Origin of the sequence: Prosthecobacter sp. (assembly GCF_044378005.1) — a bacterium.
Lineage (GTDB): Bacteria > Verrucomicrobiota > Verrucomicrobiia > Verrucomicrobiales > Verrucomicrobiaceae > Prosthecobacter.
This window is the reverse complement of record NZ_JBILYB010000014.1, coordinates 21158-43437: the sequence shown is the minus strand read 5'-3', so window position 1 is coordinate 43437 and position 22280 is coordinate 21158. Positions and strand designations below refer to the sequence as shown.

Sequence of the window (22280 nt, the reverse complement as noted above, 5' to 3'; positions counted from 1 at the left end):
TTCGACTCTCCCATACCCTTGTCTTGCTCACTGGCCTCGCCGCCGGCAATGCCTTTGCCGCTGATGACGCGCAGCGCGCGGCGATGACATTTTTTGAGAAAGACGTGCGGCCGATCTTGGTGAAGCGCTGTTTTGAGTGCCACAGCAACACGAAGCAGAAGGGCGGCCTGCGCGTGGATCACATCGGCTATCTGAAAACGGGCGGAGACACCGGTCCGGCTTTGATTCCTGGCCAGCCGGGAAAATCACCGCTCATGGAAGCCATCCGCTATCAGGACGAGGACTTCCAGATGCCGCCGAAGAACAATGGCGGCAAGATGCCGGACGCGGAGATCGCGATCCTGGAGAAGTGGATCAAGCTCGGCGCGCCTTGGCCTGAGGATTCGGCGAAGAAGGTGGTGGTGACTGAAGGCGGATTCACGGAGGAGCAGCGGAACTACTGGTTCTTCAAGCCAGTGGCGAAGGTCTCGCCGCCGAAGGTGGAGAGCAAGTGGGTGCGCAATGACATCGACCGCTTCGTCGCGGCGAAGCAGGCCGAGATGAAACTTGATCCCGCCGAGGAAGCGGATCGCCATGAGCTGGTGCGGCGCGCGTATTTTGATCTGCATGGCCTGCCACCGACGAGTGAGCAGGTGGATGCCTTTGTGAATGACAAGAGTCCGCAGGCCTATGAAAAGCTGGTGGATGAGTTGCTCGCCAGTCCGCGCTACGGCGAGCGCTGGGCGCAGCATTGGCTGGATCTCGCGCGCTATGCGGAGAGCGATGGCTACAATGCGGACGCGTATCGTCCGTCGGTGTGGCCGTATCGCGATTACGTCATCAAGTCGCTCAACGACGACAAGCCCTATGATCAGTTCGTGCGCGAGCAGCTCGCGGGCGATGAAATCGCGCCGAACGATCCGAACGTGCTCATCGCCACCGCCTTCCTGCGGCATCCGGTGTATGAATGGAATCAGCGCGATGCTCGCGGCCAGTGGGACATCATTCTCACCGACATGACGGACACCACGGGCGAGCTGTTCCTCGGCTTGAGCATGGGCTGTGCGCACTGCCACAATCACAAGTTCGATCCCATCTTGCAAAAGGACTACTACCGCCTGCGGGCCTTCCTGGCTCCGGTGCAATGGCGCGATGATTTGAAGCTGGCCACGCCTGCGGAAAAGAAAGCGCATGATGCGCAGCAGGCGAAATGGGAAGCCGCTACTGCCGAGATCCGCGCGAAGATGGACGCGCTGACCAAGCCGCTGCTCGAACCGAAAGTGGAGCGCGCTTTGACACGCTTCACAGAAGACTTGCAGGCGATGGTGCGCAAGCCAGCCACCGAGCGCGAGGCTTTGGAAAAGCAGCTCGCGGGTCTGGTCGAACGGCAGATGCAGCAGGAACGCAAAACCTTTGACCCGATGAAGAGTCTCAAGACCGACGAGGCCAAGGCGGAATACAAGGCGCTGGAAGAAGAGCTAAAAAAGTTCGACGAACTGAAGCCGAAACCGCTGCTGGATGCCTTCGTGGCGACGGATGCAGGCCCGAAAGCGCCTGCGGTGGCGATCAAGACGCGCAAAGGCGAGCAGCAGATCGAGCCGGGGTTCCTTTCTCTCCTAGATCCAAAGGAGCCGAAGATCACACCGAAAGGCAACTCCACCGGACGCCGCACGGCTTTGGCGAATTGGATCACACGGCCCGACAACCAGCTCTCCACGCGCGTCATCGTGAACCGCGTCTGGCAGTATCATTTCGGGCGCGGCATCGTCGCTACTGCGAGCGACTTCGGCAAGCTGGGCGAGCCACCGACACATCCTGAGCTGCTCGATTTTCTCACGAGTCGCTTCGTGGCCAATGGTTGGAAATTGAAGCCGTTGCATCGCGAGATCATGTTGTCAGCGACGTATCGCCAGACGGCGCGACGTGAGCCATCCGAGACCGCATTGAAGACAGATCCATCGAATCGCTATCTGTGGCGTTTCAATCCGCGCCGACTTGATGCTGAGCAAGTGCGCGATGCCTTGCTCGCCGCCAGCGGAGAACTCGATCCGAAGTCCGGCGGCCCTGCTGAAGATGGCAATGGCACGCGGCGCTCCGTCTTCACGATGAAGAAGCGCAACAACCAGAACGAGCTGCTGCGCGCACTCGATGCGCCTGCCGGATTCTCCAGCGTCGCCGAGCGTCAAAGCACGACGACGCCCACGCAGGCGCTGCAACTTCTCAACGGCGACTGGCTGCTCGCCCGCTCCCGCAAACTGGCGGATCGTGTTGAAAATATTGATGATGCCTGGCTTGCGGTACTCGGCAGACCGCCATCGAAGAGCGAGCGCGAAACGGCGGAAGGCTTCCTGAAAAAACGAGCGGGCACCTCCACACCACCGGCGGAGAAGAGCGCTGAAGCGACCGAGGAACTCGGCGGATTCAAAGAGAACTCGCCACATGAGCGCCTCATCGTTCAAAGCGGTGAGAAGGAAGGCGATGAGTTTACCGTGGAGGCCATCGCCAGCCTCAACAGCATTGATGTGAACGCCTCCGTTAGGACCATCGCTTCGCGTTGGAATGGCGGTAAAGACAGTCTCGAAGCCTTTGGTTGGAGCCTCGGCGTGACCGGTGAGAAGTCGCGCTACAAGCCGCGCAACGTCATCGTGCAAGTCGTCGGTGAAGATGAAAACGCGAACATCGGCTACCAGGTCGTGCCGTCGAATATCCACATCGAGCTGGGCCGCCGTTACCACATTGCCGCGCGTGTTTCCTGCGTTGGGCACAGCGTCACCTTCAGCGTGCGCGATCTCGACACGCCTGGAGCCGCCGTGCAGTCCGCCGTGGTGCCGATGGACATCCGCTCCAAGCTCAGCGTGGGTGCTTCGCAGCTTGTGATCGGTGGATTAAACAATCGTGCGCCGACGCATCAATGGGACGGCCACATCGAAGCGTTGCGCGTCGTCAGCGGCGCTCTCGCGGACAAGGCGCTTAACGCTGATCCTGAAAAATGGAGCGCGGGTCTCGTCACCTGGCGCAGCGCTGATCCGCTGACCTCGCAGTTCGCCTGGAATGGCTCCGACACGAAGACCGTCGAAGCGGACGATCCTTATCGACAAGCGATGAACGACCTCTGCCAGATCCTTCTCAACACGAACGAGTTCTTTTACCTTCATTAAGACTATGAGTTGCAACCGATTCGACATTCCCAACACGCGTCGTGAGTTCCTGCAAACCGCAGGTGGAGGCTTTGGCGCCGTGGCATTGGCGGCGCTGATGGGCGACCAAGCCCAGGCGGCTCCCGTGCGAGTGCCTCAGCGCGCCGCGAAGGCCAAGAGCGTCATCTTCCTCTTCATGGAAGGCGGCCCGAGCCATCTCGACACCTTTGATTACAAGCCGTTGCTGAACAAGCTCGCCGGTCAGTCACTGCCCGCCAGCTTCAAGCCACCGATCACGGCGATGGGTGAATCGAAGTCGCCGCTGCTCGAATGCAAACGCACCTGGAAGCAACACGGCCAGGGCGGGCTGTGGATCTCCGATTGGTTCAACAACGTCGCGCAGCATGCCGATGACCTCGCGGTGATCCATTCCTGCGCTTCCAGCGGCATCAATCACGCGGGCGGTGTGTGTTCGATGAATACCGGCTCTGTCTTCGGTGGCCGGCCATCGTTGGGAGCCTGGGCACAGTATGGACTCGGCACCGAGAATCATAACTTGCCCGGCTTTGTCGTCATCAAAGACAGCGAGGCCACGGTGGTGAATGGCGTGCGCAACTGGGGCAATGGCTTCATGCCTGCCGTGTATCAGGGCGTGGATTTCAACAGCGACGGCACGCCGATCAAGTATCTCGACAACCCGAAGGGCGTGGATCGCAAACGTCAGCGCGACAAGCTGGATCTGCTCGGCGCGCTGAATCGAGAATACGGTGCCAAGCGTGCCAGCAACACGGAACTCGACGCCCGTATCAAGGGCTACGAACTCGCTTATCAAATGCAGGCCGAAGCGCCCGAGGCGGTGGATCTCAGCAAGGAAACTGAAGCCACGAAGAAGCTCTACGGCATGGACAACGAGGCAACGGCTGTCTATGGCCGCAACTGCCTGCTCGCGCGTCGCTTGATCGAAAACGGTGTGCGCTTCGTGCAGCTCTACAGCGGTGCTGGCAGCAAATGGGACAGCCACAAAGGCATCGAAGTGAATCACTCGAAGCTCTGTAACGCCGTCGATAAACCCATCGCCGGACTTCTCGCCGACTTGAAAGCTCGCGGCATGTTGGACGAGACCCTCGTCATCTGGGGCGGCGAATTCGGCCGCACGCCGATGAGCGAACAAGGCGATGGCCGCGATCACAATCCTACCGGCTTCACCATGTGGATGGCCGGTGGCGGTGTGAAAGGCGGGCAGACCTACGGTGCCACCGATGATCTCGGTTTGTATGCCATTGAAGATCGTCTCCATGTCCACGACCTGCACGCCACGATCATGTACTTGATGGGTCTGGACCACACCAAGCTTACTTACAATCACAAAGGCCTGCCTGAACGCATCGACCAAAACGAAGGCCATCCGTTTACGCGGCTGCTGGGGGCGTGATTGGTGGGCTTTCTTTGAGTTCGCATTTCAGCAAGACCACAATCGTCTTGCCCGTTCTGTGCGGCCCTCCATCATCCGCCCCTCATGCTGCGCCCAACCCTCGCCTTGCTTGCCCTCGCTGGTCTCTCGTTCACCGTCTTCGCCGCGAAGCCGGACAAACCCAAGAAACCCAGCAACTATGTCGTCGGCAAGCCGGCCTTCACCCCTGATCCGAAGACGCCTGCCTTTGATGCGGCAAAGGTGACGCCCGAGCATCTCGACACGAGCATGTTCAAAGTGCCCGAAGGGCTGGAGATCAGTGTCTGGGCCACCTCGCCGATGCTTTTTAATCCAGCGAACATGGATGTGGATGCCGCTGGACGCATCTGGGTGGCGGAAGGGATCAACTACCGCCGTCACAGCGGACGCAGCCGGGAAGGGGATTGCATCCGCGTTTTGGAGGACAAGGACGGCGATGGCAAGGCGGACAGTAGCCACGTCTTTGTGCGTGAAAAAGAACTCGAATGCCCGCTCGGAGTCGCAGTGTTTGACAATGTGGTGCTCGTCTCCAACGCGCCAAACATCATCAAGTATGTGGATGTGAACCGCGATCTGAAGTTCGACCCCGCCGTTGATACGCGTGAAGTTTTCCTCAGCGGCTTCGAGCAGCAGCAGCACGATCACAGCCTGCACAGTGTCTATGCCGGACCCGATGGCCGCTGGTATTTCAGCAATGGCAACTGCGGTGCCATGTTCAGCGACAAAAGCGGTAACACCTTCCGCATCGGTGGCGCTTATCTGAACAATCCCTACACCGGCGAAAAAAGCGACGACGGCCATGTTTATACCGGAGGCTTCACAGCCAGCATTGATCCAAGCGGCCACGGGGCACGCATTCTTGGTCACGGCTACCGCAACAGCTACGAAGGCGTGAAGAACTCCTTCGGTGACATGTATTTGAACGACAACGACGATCCACCGGCATGCCGTGTGAGTCATCTCATCGAAGGCGGTTCCTTTGGCTTCTTCTCCACTGATGGCAAGCGCCAGTGGCGTGCGGACAAGCGCCCAGGCCAGACCATTCCCACGGCGGAGTGGCGTCAGGATGATCCCGGCAGCATTCCTGCGGGCGATGTTTATGGCGGCGGCGCACCCACCGGCATGGCCTTTTATGAAAACGGCGCGCTCGGCGAAAAATGGAACGGCCTTCTCCTGAGCTGTGAAACGGGGCGTAATGTCGTCTTTGGCTATTTGCCAAAGCCCGATGGCGCTGGCATGAAGCTGGAGCGCATCGACTTCTGCACCACAAACACCAGCGGCGTCTTCAAAGGCAGCGATTTCGTTGGCGGTAGCAACAACATGTCCGATGAGCGCAAGACGCTCTTCCGCCCCAGTGATGTCTGCGTCGGCACCGATGGTGCGATCTACGTCGCCGACTGGTTTGATAAACGCACTGGCGGCCATCAGGACACCGATGAAACTTGCAGCGGCACCATTTACCGTATCATCGCCAAAGGTTCCAAGTCCACCTCGCCGAAGCACGATTTCGACAGCGTCGAAGGCCAGATCGCCGCGCTCAAATCACCGGCCACGAACATCCGCCACGTCGCCTTCACCCGCCTGAAGGAAAAGGCAGGCGAGTCAGCCAAGGCTGTGTCCGCTTTGTCGAATGATGAGAACCCCTACGTCGCCGCGCGGGCCATCTGGCTCCTGGCGCAGCTTGGTGAAGCAGGAACTCAGCGTGTGCGCGTTTGGCTCGAATCGGAAGATGCCACGCAGCGCCTCGTCGCCCTTCGTGCTCTTCGCGTAGCGAATCCTGATGTTATCGACCTGCTCAACACCATGGCTCACGATGGCTCGCCTGCCGTGCGTCGTGAAGTCGCCGTGGCGCTTCGTGATGTTCCTGTGGCACAGAGCCAAAACATCCTTGTCGAACTGGCGAAGCGCTACGATGGCAAGGACCGCTCCTACCTCGAAGCCTGGGGCCTCGGCTGCTCTGGCAAAGAAGCCCCTGTGTGGACGGTGCTGAAGAAGATCTTGGATGGAGATCCTCTCTCCTGGTCAGAGAAGTTCGCGAATCTGACTTGGAGACTTCATCCCGTCGAAGCCGTGACAGATCTGCAAATGCGCACCACCAGCAAGCAACTCACTCCTGCCGAGCGCAAACTGGCGCTCGATACCCTGGCCTTCACGAATGACGCCAGCGCTGCACAGGCCATGCTCGTCGCTGCCAAAGACAAGACTTCACCGATTCATGGCGATGCCATGTGGTGGCTGATCAATCGCAGCACCAATGACTGGTCCGCTTATGGCATCGCAGGTGAATTGAAGAAGCAGGGCATCTTTGATCCTGATGCCACCAAACTCGTCACCATCGAGACGCCGCCCGCCATTCCCAGCACGATCAAGGTCGATGAAGTGCTCAAGCTCAAAGGAGACGTGCAGCACGGCCAGTCACTCGTCGTCCGCTGCGTCATGTGCCATCAGTTCAATGGTCAGGGCGTCGAGTTTGGTCCGAATCTTCAAGGCTGGGGCATCAGCCAGCCGAGCGAAATCATTGCGCAGGCATTGATCGAGCCCAGCAAAGACATCGCCCACGGTTTCGATGGCATGTCCATCACGTGCAAAGACGGAACGAAGATCGACGGCATGGTCCTCAGTGAGGGAGACATCCTCATCGTGCGTAGCATGGGCGGACAGACTCAATTTGTGGCAAAGGAAAAGATCTCCAGCCGCAAGAAGATGGATCGATCCCTCATGATGAGCGCCACCATGCTCGGCATGACCGCGCAGGATGTGGCGGACATCGTCGCCTATCTTCGTCAGGCGGAGTAACCCCCACCCATGAGCCGCTACGCCAGCAATCAGGAAGTCACCCGCTTCTTCGCCTCCCACGGCATTGAAGTCACCCACGTCCGACGTGAGGGAGACGTCCGCCAGTTGCGAGTTCAGGGGCACCCATTGACCCTGCCTATGCCTGCGAGTCCGGAGGATTGTCTGCGCATCGTGCGTGAGTGCATCGCCAGTCTGAGCAATGTGCGGGATGAGGAGTAATGACACTCCAGCCAGGAGGGGTTAATGATTTGCCCCCCGTTTTCCGTCTCAGAGACCACCTACGACTTGCAGAAGCTCGACCTGGAAGATCAGGTCGCTGTTCGGGGGAATCTTGCCGCCTACGGCACGGCTGCCATAGGCCAGGTTTGAGGGAATGTGCAGCATCCACTTGTCGCCGGGTTTCATGAGCTTCAGAGCCTCAGTCCAACCGGCAATGACCTGTCCGACCCCAAAGCTCGCAGGCGCACCGCGGTCATACGAACTATCGAAGACCGTGCCATCGGTAAGCGTGCCACGGTAGTGAACCAGGACGGTGTCGAAAGTGCTGGGCGATCTCCCATCCGCCGGGCCGGAGGACAGCACGCGGTAACGCAGGCCGCTGGGCGTCGTCACTACGCCTGAAGCATCCACTGTCGCCGTTGGCGCTTGGGACGCCTGCAACGGCTCTGATGCTGACAAGGGGACTGGCGAGGGCGGCACACGATCTTTTTTCTTCGGTGACGTTTCGCAGTTGGTGAGGAGTAACAGCACGGAGGCTAGGAAAAAGGGGATCGACTTCATGATGAGCGTTCTGGATGTGGGCTAGAACATCCTCTGGCGCAACGATGATCCTGTCGAGGTCTCCTTTTTGCTCTGGTGAAAGCACTGCGGATGACTAAGCAAGCAGTGTGGGGAAGAGAAGCGGAGAAAGTGAATGCTGTGCCCAGACATGCAAAAATCAGACCTTCAGCGAACCACGAAACCCTCTGACGGCATAATACGACTGTGCACCGTTGTGCCCGACGAAGATGCGGCCATAGCGACGTTCTCCATAAAGAGCGCCACCGAGTTTGCGAAAATTTGCAGGCGTTTTCACCCAACTCGATGTCTTTTGGTCAAACTCGCCCAACTTCTGCAGCTCTTGATATTGCTCTTCCGTCAGTAGATCAATGCCCATGGTTGCTGCCATGTCCATCGCGGTGGTCTTCGGTTTGTGTTCCTTGCGCGATTCCAGGCCTTCGCGGTCGTAGCAAACACTCACGCGGCCCTTCGGCGTTTCAGGTGAGCAATCGAAGAAGAGATATTCGCCCGTCTTCTTGTCATAGCCCACCACATCAGGTTCACCGCCGGTGGCTTCCATCTCATGGAGCGACAACAGTTTGTCAGGATTGGCCTCCAGCTTTGCGTGCAATTTCGACCATTCAAGCCCCTGATGGCACTTCATGTTGCGCTCAAAGCGGACCTTCAAGGTGCCGAGCAGTTCTTCGCGTTGGATGGGTGAGAGCTTCTTTTTCATTTCGATGCTTTAGAAAGAGCGATGCTATTTTGTCCATGAGATCATGGATGGAGAGCTTCCGTCAAGGCAGCCTTCGAAGGACAAATCGATAGTTTTGATCGACGACTCATGACACGCCCGAATAAACTCATCTTATGAACAGAAACATCACCTTCCTTGGCTTCGCGACATTGCTCAGTTGTTTCTCAGTCTTGGCAGAGACACCTCTAGTCGCCGATGCCAAGCTCGCAGCCCTGCGCTCGCTGAAGATCAAACACGCGACAATCACAACCGTGGAGCGTGATTCCACAACCACACGGACCATTGTGAAGTTGGTGCTCAATCCGGCGAAGGGCTCGAACATCAACGTCGAAGTCTGGTTGCCCGATGCCGACAAGTGGAACGCGCGCTTTCTCGGCCTCGGTAATGGCGGTGCGGCTGGGAAGATCAATCCCGCTGGCCTAGCGTCACAGAGTGCGGCGGGTTATGCCGTGGCGACGACGGACATGGGGACGGCACCGAATCCTGACTCGGGCATCGGCAATCCCGAAGTATGGAAGGACTTCGGCTATCGCGCGACACATCTAATGACCGTCGTGGGCAAGCAGATCGTGCGGGCGCATTATGGCAAGGCCCCAGAGCTTTCGTATTTCAGCGGCGGCTCGACCGGCGGCCAGCAGGCTTTGCAGGAGGCGCAGCGTTATCCCGAAGACTATGATGGCATCGCCGCTGCCGTGGCCGCGCACTGCCGCACGCCGCTGCATGCCTACTTCTTGTGGAACGAGCAGATCTTGAAGAAGTGCCCCTTCACGAAGTCGCAGGACGCCAGCGTCATCGCTGCTGCGAATGAATACATGACCTCGCGCGAGATACCCATCGCCGCAGGCAAGTTCGTCTCTGACCCGCGCTGCACCGCCCAGGACATTGAAGCCGTCATCACGCTGGCACGGAAGAAGGACTCGACGCTCACCGACGAGCACGCAGCGGCTTTGACAAAACTCTTCGACGGACCCCGCCATGCGGTCACTGGCGAGCGCATCTTCAACGGCATCCCGCTCGGCAGTTCCATCGAAGCCTCGCACGGGCACCTCTATCTTTTCCACTGGGTCTTCGGCAAAGACAAGAAGCTGGAGGACATCAATTTCGGCGCGGACATCGACACCTACACCGCCAAGCTCGCGCCCTATCTCAACGCCGAGAACCCCGACCTCAGCGCCTTCGCCAAGCGCGGCGGCAAGCTCATCATGACCCTCGGCACCGCCGATTCCGTCGTGCCCTACCACGCCTCCATCGATTACTACGAGCGCGTGATCGAGCGTCTCGGCGGACTCGACCAAGCACAGTCCTTCTTCCGCTTCTACGTCGTCCCCGGCCTCGCCCACGGCGGCGGCCCCGGCATCAATCAACCGCCCAACCTCCTCGATGCCGTCCGCTCCTGGCGCGAGACCGGCACAGCACCCTTCGCCTTGCAAGGCCGTCATGCCGAGAATGGCAAGCCCTCGTGGGAGATGACGATTTATCCGTATCCAATGCAGACCGGATGGAATGCGGCGACGAAGAGCTTCGTGCCCGTGGACGGCAAACACGGCGGCGTGGATCGCATTGCTGAACGCTTCCGCCCGGCTGCGGCGGAGTGAGATGAAAGGCACAGGCATCTTCCTGGTAAACGAAGCCCAAGCCGCGCCCCTCGCGATCCTCAGCCCCTGCGAAGACCGCCTCGTTGTCGCACTCAGCACCTCAAGGCAACGCGCCTCGCTACCACCACCGAGTGGCCGAGCTCACTAGATCATCCTTGTTGCTCCCTTCAGGTGGGTCCAAGGGAAGGTTGATGAACGCATTCTTCAATGATTTGGGCCGCCAGGTGCTCGCGCAGTGGAATAAGGTGAACTTTTCCTTGGAGAAATTCCCCTCTATCGCCCGCAAAGCTCTCGAATCTCGCCCGCCGAGCAAGCACGTCGCGCTGCCGGAACTGATGCGGGAGTATCTGCTCAATGACGAGCAGCCGCTCCAGTCCATGTCCGGCTTTGGGCAGCCGGAACTCATCGCCTACGAGCATCCGCGCTTTTACATCCAACTGCTCTTCTGGCTCGACGGCACCACGGACATCCATCAGCACGAGTTCTCCGGCGCGTTTCATGTCATGCACGGATCGAGCATCCACGCTCACTACACCTTTGAAAATGCCCGGTCCGTCACTCCGCATCTGCGCCTGGGAGACGTGCGCATGAAACAGATAGAGCTGCTCGAAACCGGCCGCACCGTCCCCATCGTCTCGGGGCAAAGTTGCATTCACTCCCTCTTCCACCTCGACAGCCCGTCCGTCACCGTCGTCGTGCGTACTCACAATGACCCCGGCACCAGTCCGCAGTTCAACTTCCTGCCGCCTCACATTGCCATCGACCCCATGCATGCGGACACGCTCACCATGCGCCGGAAGCAATTACTCGACGTGCTGGAGCAGGGCGATGACCCAACCTATTCTGGGATCGTGAATGAAATGCTGGGAACACTGGATTTCGAGCGCGGCTTTTACATCCTCCAGCACAGCATGGCCCGGCTGCGGAATCGCGGCGAGTGGCACGCGGCCTTGAAGGTCTTCCGCCAGCGCCACGGCCAGCTCGCCACTGGTGTGCAGGACACCCTCGAAGAAGGCGTGCGTTGTGATCTCATCAAAAATATGCGCAGCACCATCGCCGCACCGGAGCACCGCTTCTTCCTCGCCCTGCTCATGAATGCCGCCACCCGTGCGGACCTTCTCACGCTGGTGAAACGGCGCTACCCCAAGCCAGCGCCGGTGGAGACCGTGATGCGCTGGGCACAAGAGCTCGCTGTGCTCACCGAGGACGGCGTGGAGCTGCTCGATGCCGTCTTCCCCGCCACGCTCGACGCCGAGCTTGAAGACCAGCCTGAGATCTTCCTCAGCTCCCTGCGCTACTTCCTTTCCGGCAGCAAACGTCTCCCTCCCGCCCTGCGCGGTCAGCCCCCCGCCGTGATCCAAGAACTCCACCAAGCCTTCGCCGCGTCCACGCTACGCATGCTGGGGGTTTGAAGTAGCTCATGCAGCCCCCCTTCATGCCTGCCTCCACGTCCCTGCCCATCTGGAAAATCCACGCTGACATCCTGCGCACGTTGGGTGATGGGAATCGTCTGGTGCTCGTCGCTCCGACGGGATCGGGGAAGACGACGCAGGTGCCGCAGATGCTGCTGGATGCGGGGATCGCGGGGAAGAAGATGATCGTGGTGTTGCAACCTCGACGCGTGGCGGCTCGCACGGTGGCGACGCGGGTGGCTTGGGAGCGGGAGGGGAAGCTGGGTGCGGAAGTCGGCTATCAGATTCGCTTTGATGACCACACGAGCGTGGGCACTCGCATTTGTTTTGTCACCGAGGGCATTTTGCTGCGCTGGCTTCAGGATGATCGCTCGCTGTCGAAGATCGGTGCCGTGGTGTTTGATGAGTTCCATGAGCGGAACCTGCTCAGCGATGTGGCGCTGGCGTTGGTGAAGCACTTGCAGCAGACGCAGCGGCCGGATTTGGCGATGGTGGTGATGTCGGCCACGCTCGATGCGGAGCCGGTGGCGGCGTATTTGGATCAGTGCCCGATCCTTGTGTCCGAAGGGCAAAGCTATCCGGTGGAGGTCGGCTATCTCTCGATGCCGGATCAGCGCCCGATCACGGTGCAGGCGGCGGATGCGGTGGAGCGCATCCTTCAAGACGAAGACCCCGGCGACATCCTCGTTTTCATGCCGGGGCGTGGCGAGATCAATGGCACGCTGGATGCCTTGCGCGGCCTGAGAACGCGGGAGCGCGTGGCGTGCATCCCGTTGCATGGCGAACTGGAGCCGCAGGAGCAGGACCGCGCCTTTGCGCCGAACTCGCTGCGCAAAGTAATCGTCGCCACCAACGTCGCGGAGACCAGCATCACCATCGACGGCATCCGCCATGTCGTGGACAGCGGTGTCGCCCGCGTGGCTCGTTACGATGCGGAGCGCGGCATCGGCACGCTGTTGCTGGAGCCGATCAGCCGCGCCAGTGCGGATCAGCGCAAAGGCCGCGCAGGACGCACCGCACCGGGCACTTGTCATCGCTTGTGGACCTTGATCGGCCACAAGGACCGCGACGAGCGCAACACGCCGGAGATTCAGCGAAGCGACCTCGCGGAGGTCGTGCTGCTGCTGCACTCGCTCGGCATCCATGAAGCCGCCACGTTTGACTGGCTGGACAAACCCGATCCGCAGGCCGTCGTCCGAGCCGAGCGCCTGCTCACCATGCTCGGGGCTTTGCTCGATGCCGACCTCACGCCCATCGGTCGCCAAATGCTGCGCCTGCCCATGCATCCGCGCTACTCACGCATGTTGATCGAGGCCAGCCAACGCGGCTGCGTGCCCGATGCTGCCTTGTGCGCCGCTTTGGTGAGTGGTCGCGACTTGCTCGCGCGACTGGATCGCGATGATGCGCAAACCAAAGCCGCACGCGAGATGTTCGAGGAAAGCGCGGACTCCGATTTCATCACGCTGATGCGAGCCTACGACTTCGCCAAAGCGAACGGCTTCAGCTTTGATCGCTGTCGTGGCTACGGCATCAATACCCAAGTCGCTCGTCAGGTGGAGCAGACCTGCCAGCAGATCCTGCACGCCGCCCACCAGCAGCGCCTCTACGACCGCGATGCCGCTCCCGCCAGTCCGGCAAAAAAAGACGAAGCCCTGCTGCGCTGCCTCATGGCCGGCTTCGTCGATCAACTCGCCAAACGCCGCACTCCCGGCAAGCCCGAGTGCGACCTCACCGATCAACGCAGCGGCCAGCTCGCGCGCGAAAGCGTGGTGACCGCCGCCGCCTACTTCGTCGCCGCCAATCTGCGCGAAACACCGTCGCGCCAGACCCTGCTCAGCCTCGCCACCGCCGTGCAGCCCGCGTGGATCGCCGAGATGTTTCCGCAGCATCTGAGCACCACCATCGAGCACCTCTTCGATGCCCAAAACAAGCGGGTCGCCGCCATGAAGCTCGTGCGTTATCGCGATCTCGTCATCGAGCAAAAAGCCCAGCAGCGCGACCTCGATCCCGTCGCCAGCGGACGCTGCCTCGCCGAAGCCCACCGCGCCGGAGCCTTCGATCTGCCGCTGATGGATCATCGGCTGAAGCAATTCATCGCCCGCGTGAACCTCGTCCACGCCACCCTGCCCGAACTCGAGTTCGCCCCCTTCGACGAAGCCGCCCTCACCACCAGCCTCGCTCGAGCCTTCACCGGCCTCACGATGGTCAAAGAAGCCCAAGCCGCGCCACTCCTCCCCGCCTTCCATCAGCATCTGGACAAAGGCCAAGTCAGTTGGCTGGATGAGTTAGCGCCACTCAGCATCCCCTGGCACAGCGGCGGCACGATCAAGCTCAGCTACATCAACGACACCCCCGAAGCCCAAGTGAAGCTCCAGGAATGCTTCGCTCTCACAGCGCATCCAACGCTCTGCGAAGGAAGGCTTCCAGTGCAACTCCAGCTTTGCACGCCCGATGGCAAACGTCTGGCCATTACCAGTGAGTGGCCGGGTTTCGTGGCTCGCGAATGGCCGAAGCATCGCCAAGCGGTGGCTAAGAAGTTTCCGAGTGTTATGTGGCGTTAGCGAAGGCCTTACTGCCGACGCAGACGCTCCAACTCTTGCTTCAGCGGTTGCCAGTAAGCCTTGTCTTCGAGGCGCTCTTGACGCTCCTCGTCTTCCAGCGACACGGATAGTGCGGGGACATCATCAGAGATAGCGTGATAGATCAGTACACGGGATGTGACTGCGTCGCGAGCGAGGAGAGGATGCGCTTGGGCGAGATCACGCAGCAGTTCGGGCGTGCGGAGTTCTTGGAACCAGAAGGTGAGTTGCTCGGGCGTTGGTGCTGCTTGATTGGCAAAGTAGTTGGCTTCCAAGAGGCGGCGGATCATTGGCCAGTCCTTGTCGCTCTGGGTTTTCTTGGCCTGCACGAGATCGCCCAAGGAAAGGAGATCGCACAGAGTGCCATCATCCATCACCAGCGTGGTGCGGCGTTCCCAGAGCGTGTGAAAGTCCGTCACGCCTCTCATGCGGGACATCACATCCACCCGCATCTCTGCGGCTTCGGGATGACGGCAGCGAAAATGCACGGCATGACCGGCTTCGAGATGCTGGAGCAGAAACGGCGGCACGGCGATGACCTCAGCTTCGAGGGCTTGCATGGCCTTCGTGAGCCGTTCGGCGTTTTCCTCACTGGCGAGGATCGCCAAGTCGGTATCGCGGCTAAACTCCGCTGCGCCGTATAACACGCAGGCCTGGCCGCCCATGAGCAGGCACTGGACCTGGTGCTCGCGCATCGAAGAAAGGACTTTGCGTATCGGGTTCGGGATCAAGGGAGCCTCCAAGTGCAAGGTAAGTCTGCCAGAGACGCGAGGTCTCTGTCCAGCGTTGAGCCGGAGTCAGCCGATACCACTCGGCCCACTCCTCGCCCACCAGTTCTTCTGCGCTGATCATGGTGGAGTTTAGGTGTTAGCTCCAGCTTCTTCAACCTGTGACTTGTAGCGGTGACGACGCGAGTCGGAAACACACCTCGGTAAATCACACCGCCTTGCGGCGGACCCGCTTCGGCTTCTCGGGGGCCAGGGTCATCTCCGGCGTCACCTTGATGCCCATGCGCTTGTAGTAGTCGAGCATCTTCTCGGTGGCCACGCGGCTGGCTTCGAGCACGATCTTCGACATCTCCGACATTTCACGCGGAGGCGTTTCTTGAAGGTTGTTGGAGGCGAGCATGGTGTGGAGTTGGTCGAGCGTGTGTGTCTCGCTGCTGGCGATCTTCACCGCTGGCGGCACTTGATTGTCCCACAGGCCCCACTCATCGGCAAGGGGCAGGTAATCCTCTAGGAAATGACTGCGGCTGCGGTCAAATCGGCGGCGCACATCCTCCGCAGGCACATGATGACCACCCACGCGCACCCGCAGGGCCACACGGGCGATTGCCTGCGTGGCGGAGCCGATGACGATGTAGTGCAGCAGGATGCGGTAGCCGCGCGCTTTGGCTTCGCGGATCAGCGCGACTTGAACTTTGCCGCTGAGCGTGGACTCGATGGCAAAGCTGGCCTTCGCCGCGATGAGCGAACGCGCTTCCTCCAGCAGCAACCGTCCTGCCCGGAACGCGCTCAGCGAGGGATCAAGCGGCGAGAGCCCGCGGGCCATCTCATCGGCATTCAGAAAGCGCATCAAGCCCAATCGCGGCAACAACTCGCGAGCGAGCGTCGTCTTTCCAGCGCCATTACAGCCGCCGAGAATGCAGAGGGTAGGGTTCATGGGGGGCGAGCGCCAACTCAGTAAACTTCACCAGCAGCGATTACCATCACAAGTTGAGTTGGGGGCACTGTCTATTGTCCCGTTCAATGCCTCCCGTCGGATCGGCCTGACTAGGTCGATTTGGCGACGGCCTGATCAAGCCGACCGAGGGGCCGCGTCTCAGGCCAGCATCTTGGTCAGGTGGCGGGCGAGTTGGGCACCGAGTTTTTGCACGCGGGCAGCCTGCTTTTCGTCGGACAGCGTGCCGTCCGCCGCAAACGCTTCGTGCGCCATGCTGATGGCGACTTGATCCAGCAGGACGGTGACACCGATGTTGCCCAGGATGGCGCGGACATGCACCAGACCGCGCAGGCCGCCCAGGGCTCCGGGGGAGGCCGCGCAGAGGGCGGCGGTTTTGCCGGCGAATGCCACCAGCGGCGGTTCGTCGTCGGTTTCGGCGCGGGAGACCCAGTCGAAGGCGTTCTTCAAGGCGGCGGTGAGGCTGCTGTTGTATTCCGGTGCGGCGATGAGCAGTCCATCATGGTCGCGGAAAAGTTGTTTCAAAGCCTTGGCCGCTGCTGGCATGCCATCCGCGTCCTCCAGATCCTGGTCAAAGACCGGCAGGGGGAAATCGCGCAGGGCGATCAAGGTGACCTCCGCCCCCGCCTCCCGTGCTCCTGCCGCAGCGGCGGCGGCGAGTTTTTGGTTGAATGAATCGCGGCGTAGGCTGCCGCCGAAGGCGAGGATGCGGGGAGTGGTCATGGGCGTGTCGAGTGAGGCAGCGAATGGATACGGAGACTAGCTCCGCACCGGCGGCTCCGCAATCTTGGCGGGCTTCTGTTTCGCTGCGGCTGCAAGCGCTCATTGGGTGAGAGACAAACCGCGAATGGCATAGCTTTGGTAGGAGCATCCTATCCTGCCTCTTGCGGTGTTTGACTCGGGTTTCAGAACACCCTGATCCCGTTCTCTGGAGCGACAAGAACGGGTCACTCATGCGCCAAGGGTGGGGAGTGCCGGGGGCTGCCTGGACGTTTTCTTCGTGGCCCATCCACGCTTCAAGCCATGAACACCTACGTCGCACTCATCAACTTCACCCCGCAGGGACTTCAGAACATCCACGAATCCCCGCACCGCGCGGATGCTTTTCGGAAGGCGGCCAAAAAAGGGGGCTGCAAGGTGCAGCACCTCTTCTGGACCATGGGAGCCCACACAACATCCGCTTTCAGTTTGTCATAGGACTTTAGAAAGGATATTCCAAGATCTCGATCAAATAGGTCCACGTCACATCTGTTTTCACCTTTGCCTCCTTTTCTAAATTCGGAGGTCGTGTCGTTGTAAGGCGGGTTGCCCACTTGAATCACAAAAGCGTCAGCCGGAATATTGAACATTTCCCTGCAAACATGAAGCAAGGCATTGCAGTGAAACACTTTTTGTAGCTGAAGTGATCCAGTGAGGAACTGACATGCATATTCGTCACAATCAGCGAAGCGATAGTCGTTTCCATCGATGAGGTCCTCGAATGCTCCTCTTCCGGCAGCGCTATCGACTATTATCACGCCTCTTTTCGCTTCAATAAATGGCATTATGTACACACCAACATTTCGCACTAACTCTCTGATGGTGTAAAAGCCACCGAGTTTTAACCTTTGATCCTCTGTTAAGTGGCTGGAAGTGTACCTGTCCATTTTAGCATCATCTACGCATTCAATCGTAATCCTTACAGATTTCCAATGCCACCTTCAGAATCTCCTTCACATCGTGTTGATGGCTCTTCGAGCATAGCGAAAAGATTTTCATCAGCGACAAAAGATTCGAGACATTTGTTTTATCGATCTGATAAATGAATTCATCGCCTGGTTTGGACTGCCGCCCTTTTAGATCACCCCAGTTTTTAAACGAAGAGACAGGAATGCAAAAATAGACCATCGGTTGAGTTCCGGACGCATATTGCTGTTTCTGAATCGTGACCTCGATCTGCGTTTGATCCGGCGTGTCCAACATGTAGAAGGTTGGCAAAGCGATGTTTGTTTCATGGAAGTCAAATTCGGCAATCCGAGTATCCGTAGGTTTTGACACTTGAATCTCTCTGCTATCCAGGAATTCCAAAACGGAGCCGGCTGAATCAAGCAATTCCTCCAATTGCTCTCGTGATACAAGCTTAAGCTTTGTGGCATGAACTAACAATTCGGAGAGTTCGTAAAGATGCTTGGTTTTGCCATTTGCTCCGACAAAAGAGTGATCTGTTAGCGCAGTCGTTTTCTTTCCGTCTTTAACGTCAGTCACAATCGCGTCGTAGCCGATTTGCCATTCCAAATAGACCCGCCATGAAACTCCGTTGTTCTAGCGCTAAAACTACTCCCAAACTGCAACTTCGCGTCTCTGACTTTGAAGCGATATTTACCACTATTAGCTGCCGGTAATTTGAGGTCTATGCAGTTGGCAGGCACTTCCAAGCTCATGAGTGTGTATTGAATGTGATATGATGCTGTGGGGATCGACAGATCTGGTGATTTACGCTTTGGAATAAACCTCCGCACCTGCTTCCACGAACTCCTTCGACTTCTCTTCCATCCCACGCTGAAGCGCCACTTCCTCGGAGATGGCTTGTTCGGCGGCGTATTTGCGGACGTCTTCGGTGATCTTCATGGAGCAGAAGTGGGGGCCGCACATGGAGCAGAAGTGGGCGGACTTGGCTCCGTCTTGGGGGAGGGTTTCGTCGTGGTATTCGCGGGCGGTGACGGGGTCGAGGGAGAGATTGAACTGGTCTTCCCAGCGGAACTCGAAGCGGGCTTTGGAGAGGGCGTTGTCGCGGTATTGGGCGCCGGGGTGGCCTTTGGCGAGGTCGGCGGCGTGGGCGGCGAGTTTGTAGGTGATGACGCCGGCTTTGACGTCTTCTTTGTTGGGGAGGCCGAGGTGTTCCTTCGGCGTGACGTAGCAGAGCATGGCGCAGCCATACCAGCCGATCATGGCGGCTCCGATGCCGCTGGTGATGTGGTCGTAGCCGGGGGCGATGTCGGTGGTGAGAGGCCCGAGGGTGTAGAAGGGGGCCTCGTGGCACCATTCGAGCTGCTTGGCCATGTTCTCCTCAATCATATGCATGGGGACGTGGCCGGGGCCTTCGTTCATGACCTGGACGCCTTTGGCCCAGGCACGCTTGGTGAGTTCGCCCTGCACTTCGAGTTCGCCAAATTGCGCTTTGTCATTGGCGTCGGCGATGGAGCCGGGGCGGAGGCCGTCGCCGATGCTGAAGCTGACGTCGTAGGCGGCCATGATGTCGCAGATGTCGTCCCAGTGGGTGTAGAGGAAGTTTTCTTTGTGATGGGCGAGGCACCACTTGGCCATGATGCTGCCGCCGCGGCTGACGATGCCGGTCATGCGGGAGGCGGTCATGGGAACGAAGAGGAGGAGGACGCCGGCGTGGATGGTGAAGTAATCGACGCCTTGCTCGGCCTGCTCGATGAGGGTGTCGCGGAAGAGTTCCCAGGTGAGGTCTTCGGCTTTGCCGTTCACTTTTTCGAGCGCCTGATAGATGGGCACGGTGCCGATGGGCACGGGCGAATTGCGCAGGATCCATTCACGGGTGGCGTGGATGTTCTTGCCAGTGGAGAGGTCCATGACGGTGTCCGCGCCCCACTTGGTGGCCCAGCGCATTTTTTCGACTTCTTCCTCGATGCTGGAGGCGACGGCGCTGTTGCCGATGTTGGCGTTGATTTTGACGAGGAAGTTCCGGCCGATGATCATCGGCTCGAGCTCGGGGTGATTGATGTTCGCGGGGATGATGGCGCGGCCTGCGGCGACTTCGCTGCGGACGAACTCGGGAGTGATTTCGTTCGGGATGCGCTGGGGGAAGCGCTTGAAGATGCCGGGGGTGTAGTCGGTCTGGACCTGGGAGGAGCCGACGTGCTGCTTGTCGAGGTCGTTGCGGACGATGTCGTTCGTCTGGTCGGCGATCTTGGCGCGATACATGTTTTCGCGGATGGCGATGAACTCCATCTCGGGGGTGATGATGCCTTGTTTGGCATACCAAAGCTGGGTGACGGGATGGCCGGTGGCCTTGAGCGGGCGGCGGCGTTCGCCATTAAGACCAGGGAATTCGACGAGGCGGTTGCGCTCGGCGGTGCTGGCGAATTCGGCGTGTTTGCCGCTGAGGTAGCCGTTGTCCTGAGGCTTCACTTCGCGGCCATCGTAGGCGATGACGTCGTTGCGGGCGGCGATCCATTTTTCCCGCAGGGCAGGGAGGCCTTCTTCGGATTTGCCGTGGAAGGTGGGATCGCCCCAGGGGCCGGAGCAGTCATAGACGCGGACGGGTTCATTCATCTCGATGCGGCCATTGAAGGCTTTCGTCGGAGAAAGCGTGATCTCGCGCATGGGGACGCGGATGTCTTTGTGGATCTGCCCCTCGACGTAAATGCGGGTGGAGGCGGGGAGCTGCTCGGAGGAGTGGCCTTCGAAGGAGGTTTTAGGATCGGCGATCATGGCGGGGAAAGTTCTCGGTTCAGGGTTCTCGGTTCTCTGTTGGTTGGGGCGCTGTGCGCTGAAACTGAGAAACCTCCGAGCGAACTCCCTTCGGCGGCATGACCCGCATCAGGTTCGGAGGGTTCGGAACAAATCCGTCTCAGTCCCTGCGGTGGGACGCCCCTGTCGTGACGCCGCGAGTGTGGGAGGCGAGGGGGGGATCGTCAAAGTGAATTTAGCCCGGTTATCTGGGCGTGCATGAGCGATCTCATGGGTGGGAATCAGGCTGGATACTTCCACGGCGCGCGATACTCGCGGCGGAGGAGTTTGGAGGCTTCGGGATCGCCGATGATTTCTTCTTTCTCGGCATCCCACTGGATGCTGCGGCCAGTGCGCCAGGAGATCATGCCGAGCAGGGGCAGACAACTGGAGCGGTGGGCGCTCTCGATGTCGGCGACGGGGGTGCGTTTCTTGTCGATGGCATCAATGAAGTCGGCCCAGAGTGCGCCGATGTTATGGCCGTCGCCTTCGGGCTCCTGGAGTTGGTTGTCGCCGTGAGTGATCTCGGCTTTGCCGTCGGCGGGGTAAAAGGTCCAGCCGTCCTTCCAGCCGATGTGCAGGGTGCCTTTGTCGCCGTAGAAGTAAGCGCCGACCTGGTGCTTCTCGGCGGCGTTCCCGGCGAATTTGCGGTGTTCCCAGATGGCGGTGAAGCCTTCGAACTCAAAGGTGGCGACCTGATGATCCGGCGCGTCGGTGGTCTGCTCTTTGTCGTTCAAGACAGGCTCGCCGAAGACGGGACGACCTCCGGTGCAGAAGACGCGTTTGGGGCCTTTTTGGCCGCTCCACCAGAGCACTTGATCGAGCCAATGAACACCCCAGTCACCCATGGTGCCGTTCGCGTAGTCGAGGAAGCCACGCCAGCCGCCGGGATGCAGCTTCGAGTTGAAGGGGCGCATGGGGGCTGGGCCGCACCACAGGTCCCAATCGAGGGAGTCGGGCACCTTGCTGTTTGGTTTTGGCTGTTCGGGGCCGCCGCGGCTGTGGGCAAAGAGACGCACCATGCCGACCTTGCCGACTTTGCCCGACTTCAGGAAGTCCATGGCGGCGACATGATGCGGGCCGATGCGGCGGTGCAGGCCGACCTGCACGGTGACGCCCGCCTTCTTCGCGGCCTGAACCATGGCGCGACTCTCGGCGATGGTGTGGCCGGTGGGCTTCTCGACATAGACATGCGCGCCCGCTTCACAGGCGGCGATGCTTTGCAGGGCATGCCAGTGATCGGGTGTGCCGATGATGACGATCTCGGGTTTCGCTTCGGTGAGGAGCTGGCGGTAGTCTTTGTAGCCCTTCGGTGCTGTTCCGGTCTCGGATTCGATGTCGGCGACGCCGTTATCGAGCACGTTCGCATCCACATCACAGAGCGCCACGACGGTGATGCGGCCGGAGGCGATGGCCTCGCGCAGGATGTTCATCCCCCACCAGCCGCTGCCGATGAGGGCGGTGCGATATTTTTTGCCATCTGCCGCGAGCAAAGGCAGCGCGGTGAGCGAGACGGAGGCGGCGGTGGCAGAGGAAAGAAAGGAGCGGCGCGAGGTCATGAGAGGTGGGGAAGCATGAACGGCACAGCGGCGCGGCGTCAATCGTGGAATCGCGGAAGGGTCCAAATGCGGCGGCGGGAGGGGTGAGATAAGGGGTAATCTTCACTTTTCATCCGGGGGAA

16 protein-coding genes and 1 riboswitch are annotated in these 22280 nt (G+C 59.8%); of the genes, 8 read left to right on the top strand and 8 right to left on the bottom strand.

The genetic code is table 11. The features are described from left to right. The first annotated feature begins 23 nt into the window (after positions 1-23). The 4 genes from AC6FTP_RS05085 (at position 24) to AC6FTP_RS05070 (ending at position 7581) form a co-directional block, all read left to right on the top strand. The gene (locus tag AC6FTP_RS05085; RefSeq protein WP_497205823.1) at positions 24-3137 is read left to right on the top strand and encodes a PSD1 and planctomycete cytochrome C domain-containing protein; all 3114 of its coding nucleotides are present in this window, start codon (positions 24-26) and stop codon (positions 3135-3137) included. A gap of 4 nt (positions 3138-3141) precedes the next feature. Then, positions 3142-4548 (top strand): DUF1501 domain-containing protein, encoded by a 1407-nt coding sequence (locus tag AC6FTP_RS05080; protein WP_497205822.1) that lies wholly within the window; start codon positions 3142-3144, stop codon positions 4546-4548. Between the two features lie 84 nt (positions 4549-4632). After that, positions 4633-7362 carry a PVC-type heme-binding CxxCH protein gene (locus tag AC6FTP_RS05075; RefSeq protein ID WP_497205821.1) on the top strand — a complete coding sequence of 910 codons (2730 nt, stop codon included), beginning with the start codon at positions 4633-4635 and terminating at the stop codon, positions 7360-7362. A gap of 9 nt (positions 7363-7371) precedes the next feature. Next, the gene (locus AC6FTP_RS05070) at positions 7372-7581 is read left to right on the top strand and encodes a hypothetical protein (protein ID WP_497205820.1); all 210 of its coding nucleotides are present in this window, start codon (positions 7372-7374) and stop codon (positions 7579-7581) included. 48 nt (positions 7582-7629) lie between these two features. On the opposite strand, the gene bamJ is transcribed toward AC6FTP_RS05070, so the two are convergent. Together bamJ and AC6FTP_RS05060 are read right to left on the bottom strand one after the other, a co-directional pair. Next, complete coding sequence (bamJ, locus tag AC6FTP_RS05065; protein WP_497205819.1) at positions 7630-8142, bottom strand: BamJ family beta-barrel-assembly machinery protein; 513 nt, start codon at positions 8140-8142, stop codon at positions 7630-7632. A gap of 157 nt (positions 8143-8299) precedes the next feature. Further along, complete coding sequence (locus AC6FTP_RS05060) at positions 8300-8857, bottom strand: DUF4256 domain-containing protein (protein ID WP_497205818.1); 558 nt, start codon at positions 8855-8857, stop codon at positions 8300-8302. Between the two features lie 134 nt (positions 8858-8991). Between AC6FTP_RS05060 and AC6FTP_RS05055 the strand changes: the two genes are divergently transcribed. The 3 genes from AC6FTP_RS05055 (at position 8992) to hrpB (ending at position 14446) form a co-directional block, all read left to right on the top strand. After that, the gene (locus AC6FTP_RS05055; protein ID WP_497205817.1) at positions 8992-10473 is read left to right on the top strand and encodes a tannase/feruloyl esterase family alpha/beta hydrolase; all 1482 of its coding nucleotides are present in this window, start codon (positions 8992-8994) and stop codon (positions 10471-10473) included. 191 nt (positions 10474-10664) lie between these two features. After that, on the top strand, positions 10665-11885 hold the full coding sequence (locus AC6FTP_RS05050; RefSeq protein ID WP_497205816.1) for a hypothetical protein: 1221 nt from the start codon (positions 10665-10667) through the stop codon (positions 11883-11885). Between the two features lie 23 nt (positions 11886-11908). Then, positions 11909-14446 (top strand): ATP-dependent helicase HrpB, encoded by a 2538-nt coding sequence (hrpB, locus tag AC6FTP_RS05045; protein ID WP_497205815.1) that lies wholly within the window; start codon positions 11909-11911, stop codon positions 14444-14446. A gap of 8 nt (positions 14447-14454) precedes the next feature. Here hrpB and AC6FTP_RS05040 read toward each other — a convergent pair whose 3' ends face one another. From AC6FTP_RS05040 to AC6FTP_RS05030, 3 genes are all read right to left on the bottom strand, one after another. Beyond that, positions 14455-15159, bottom strand: coding sequence for a hypothetical protein (locus tag AC6FTP_RS05040; RefSeq protein WP_497205814.1), 705 nt, complete (start codon positions 15157-15159; stop codon positions 14455-14457). A 241-nt stretch (positions 15160-15400) separates the two neighbouring features. Beyond that, the gene (locus AC6FTP_RS05035) at positions 15401-16126 is read right to left on the bottom strand and encodes an ATPase (protein WP_497205813.1); all 726 of its coding nucleotides are present in this window, start codon (positions 16124-16126) and stop codon (positions 15401-15403) included. A 159-nt stretch (positions 16127-16285) separates the two neighbouring features. Beyond that, positions 16286-16867 carry an NADPH-dependent FMN reductase gene (locus AC6FTP_RS05030; protein WP_497205812.1) on the bottom strand — a complete coding sequence of 194 codons (582 nt, stop codon included), beginning with the start codon at positions 16865-16867 and terminating at the stop codon, positions 16286-16288. A 300-nt stretch (positions 16868-17167) separates the two neighbouring features. On the opposite strand from AC6FTP_RS05030, the gene AC6FTP_RS05025 reads away from it, so the two are divergent. Next, the gene (locus AC6FTP_RS05025; RefSeq protein ID WP_497205811.1) at positions 17168-17341 is read left to right on the top strand and encodes a GYD domain-containing protein; all 174 of its coding nucleotides are present in this window, start codon (positions 17168-17170) and stop codon (positions 17339-17341) included. A 468-nt stretch (positions 17342-17809) separates the two neighbouring features. Here the strand turns inward: AC6FTP_RS05025 and AC6FTP_RS05020 are convergent, their stop codons facing one another. From AC6FTP_RS05020 to AC6FTP_RS05010, 3 genes are all read right to left on the bottom strand, one after another. Continuing rightward, a complete protein-coding gene (locus AC6FTP_RS05020) occupies positions 17810-18418 on the bottom strand; it encodes a R.Pab1 family restriction endonuclease (protein WP_497205810.1) in 609 nt (202 codons plus the stop codon). 198 nt (positions 18419-18616) lie between these two features. Further along, positions 18617-20581 (bottom strand): phosphomethylpyrimidine synthase ThiC, encoded by a 1965-nt coding sequence (gene thiC, locus AC6FTP_RS05015; RefSeq protein WP_497205809.1) that lies wholly within the window; start codon positions 20579-20581, stop codon positions 18617-18619. 67 nt (positions 20582-20648) lie between these two features. Further along, a riboswitch (TPP riboswitch) is annotated at positions 20649-20755 on the bottom strand. A gap of 86 nt (positions 20756-20841) precedes the next feature. Beyond that, positions 20842-22158, bottom strand: a complete 1317-nt coding sequence (locus AC6FTP_RS05010) for a Gfo/Idh/MocA family protein (protein ID WP_497205808.1) — start codon at positions 22156-22158, stop codon at positions 20842-20844. Between the last annotated feature and the right edge of the window lie 122 nt (positions 22159-22280).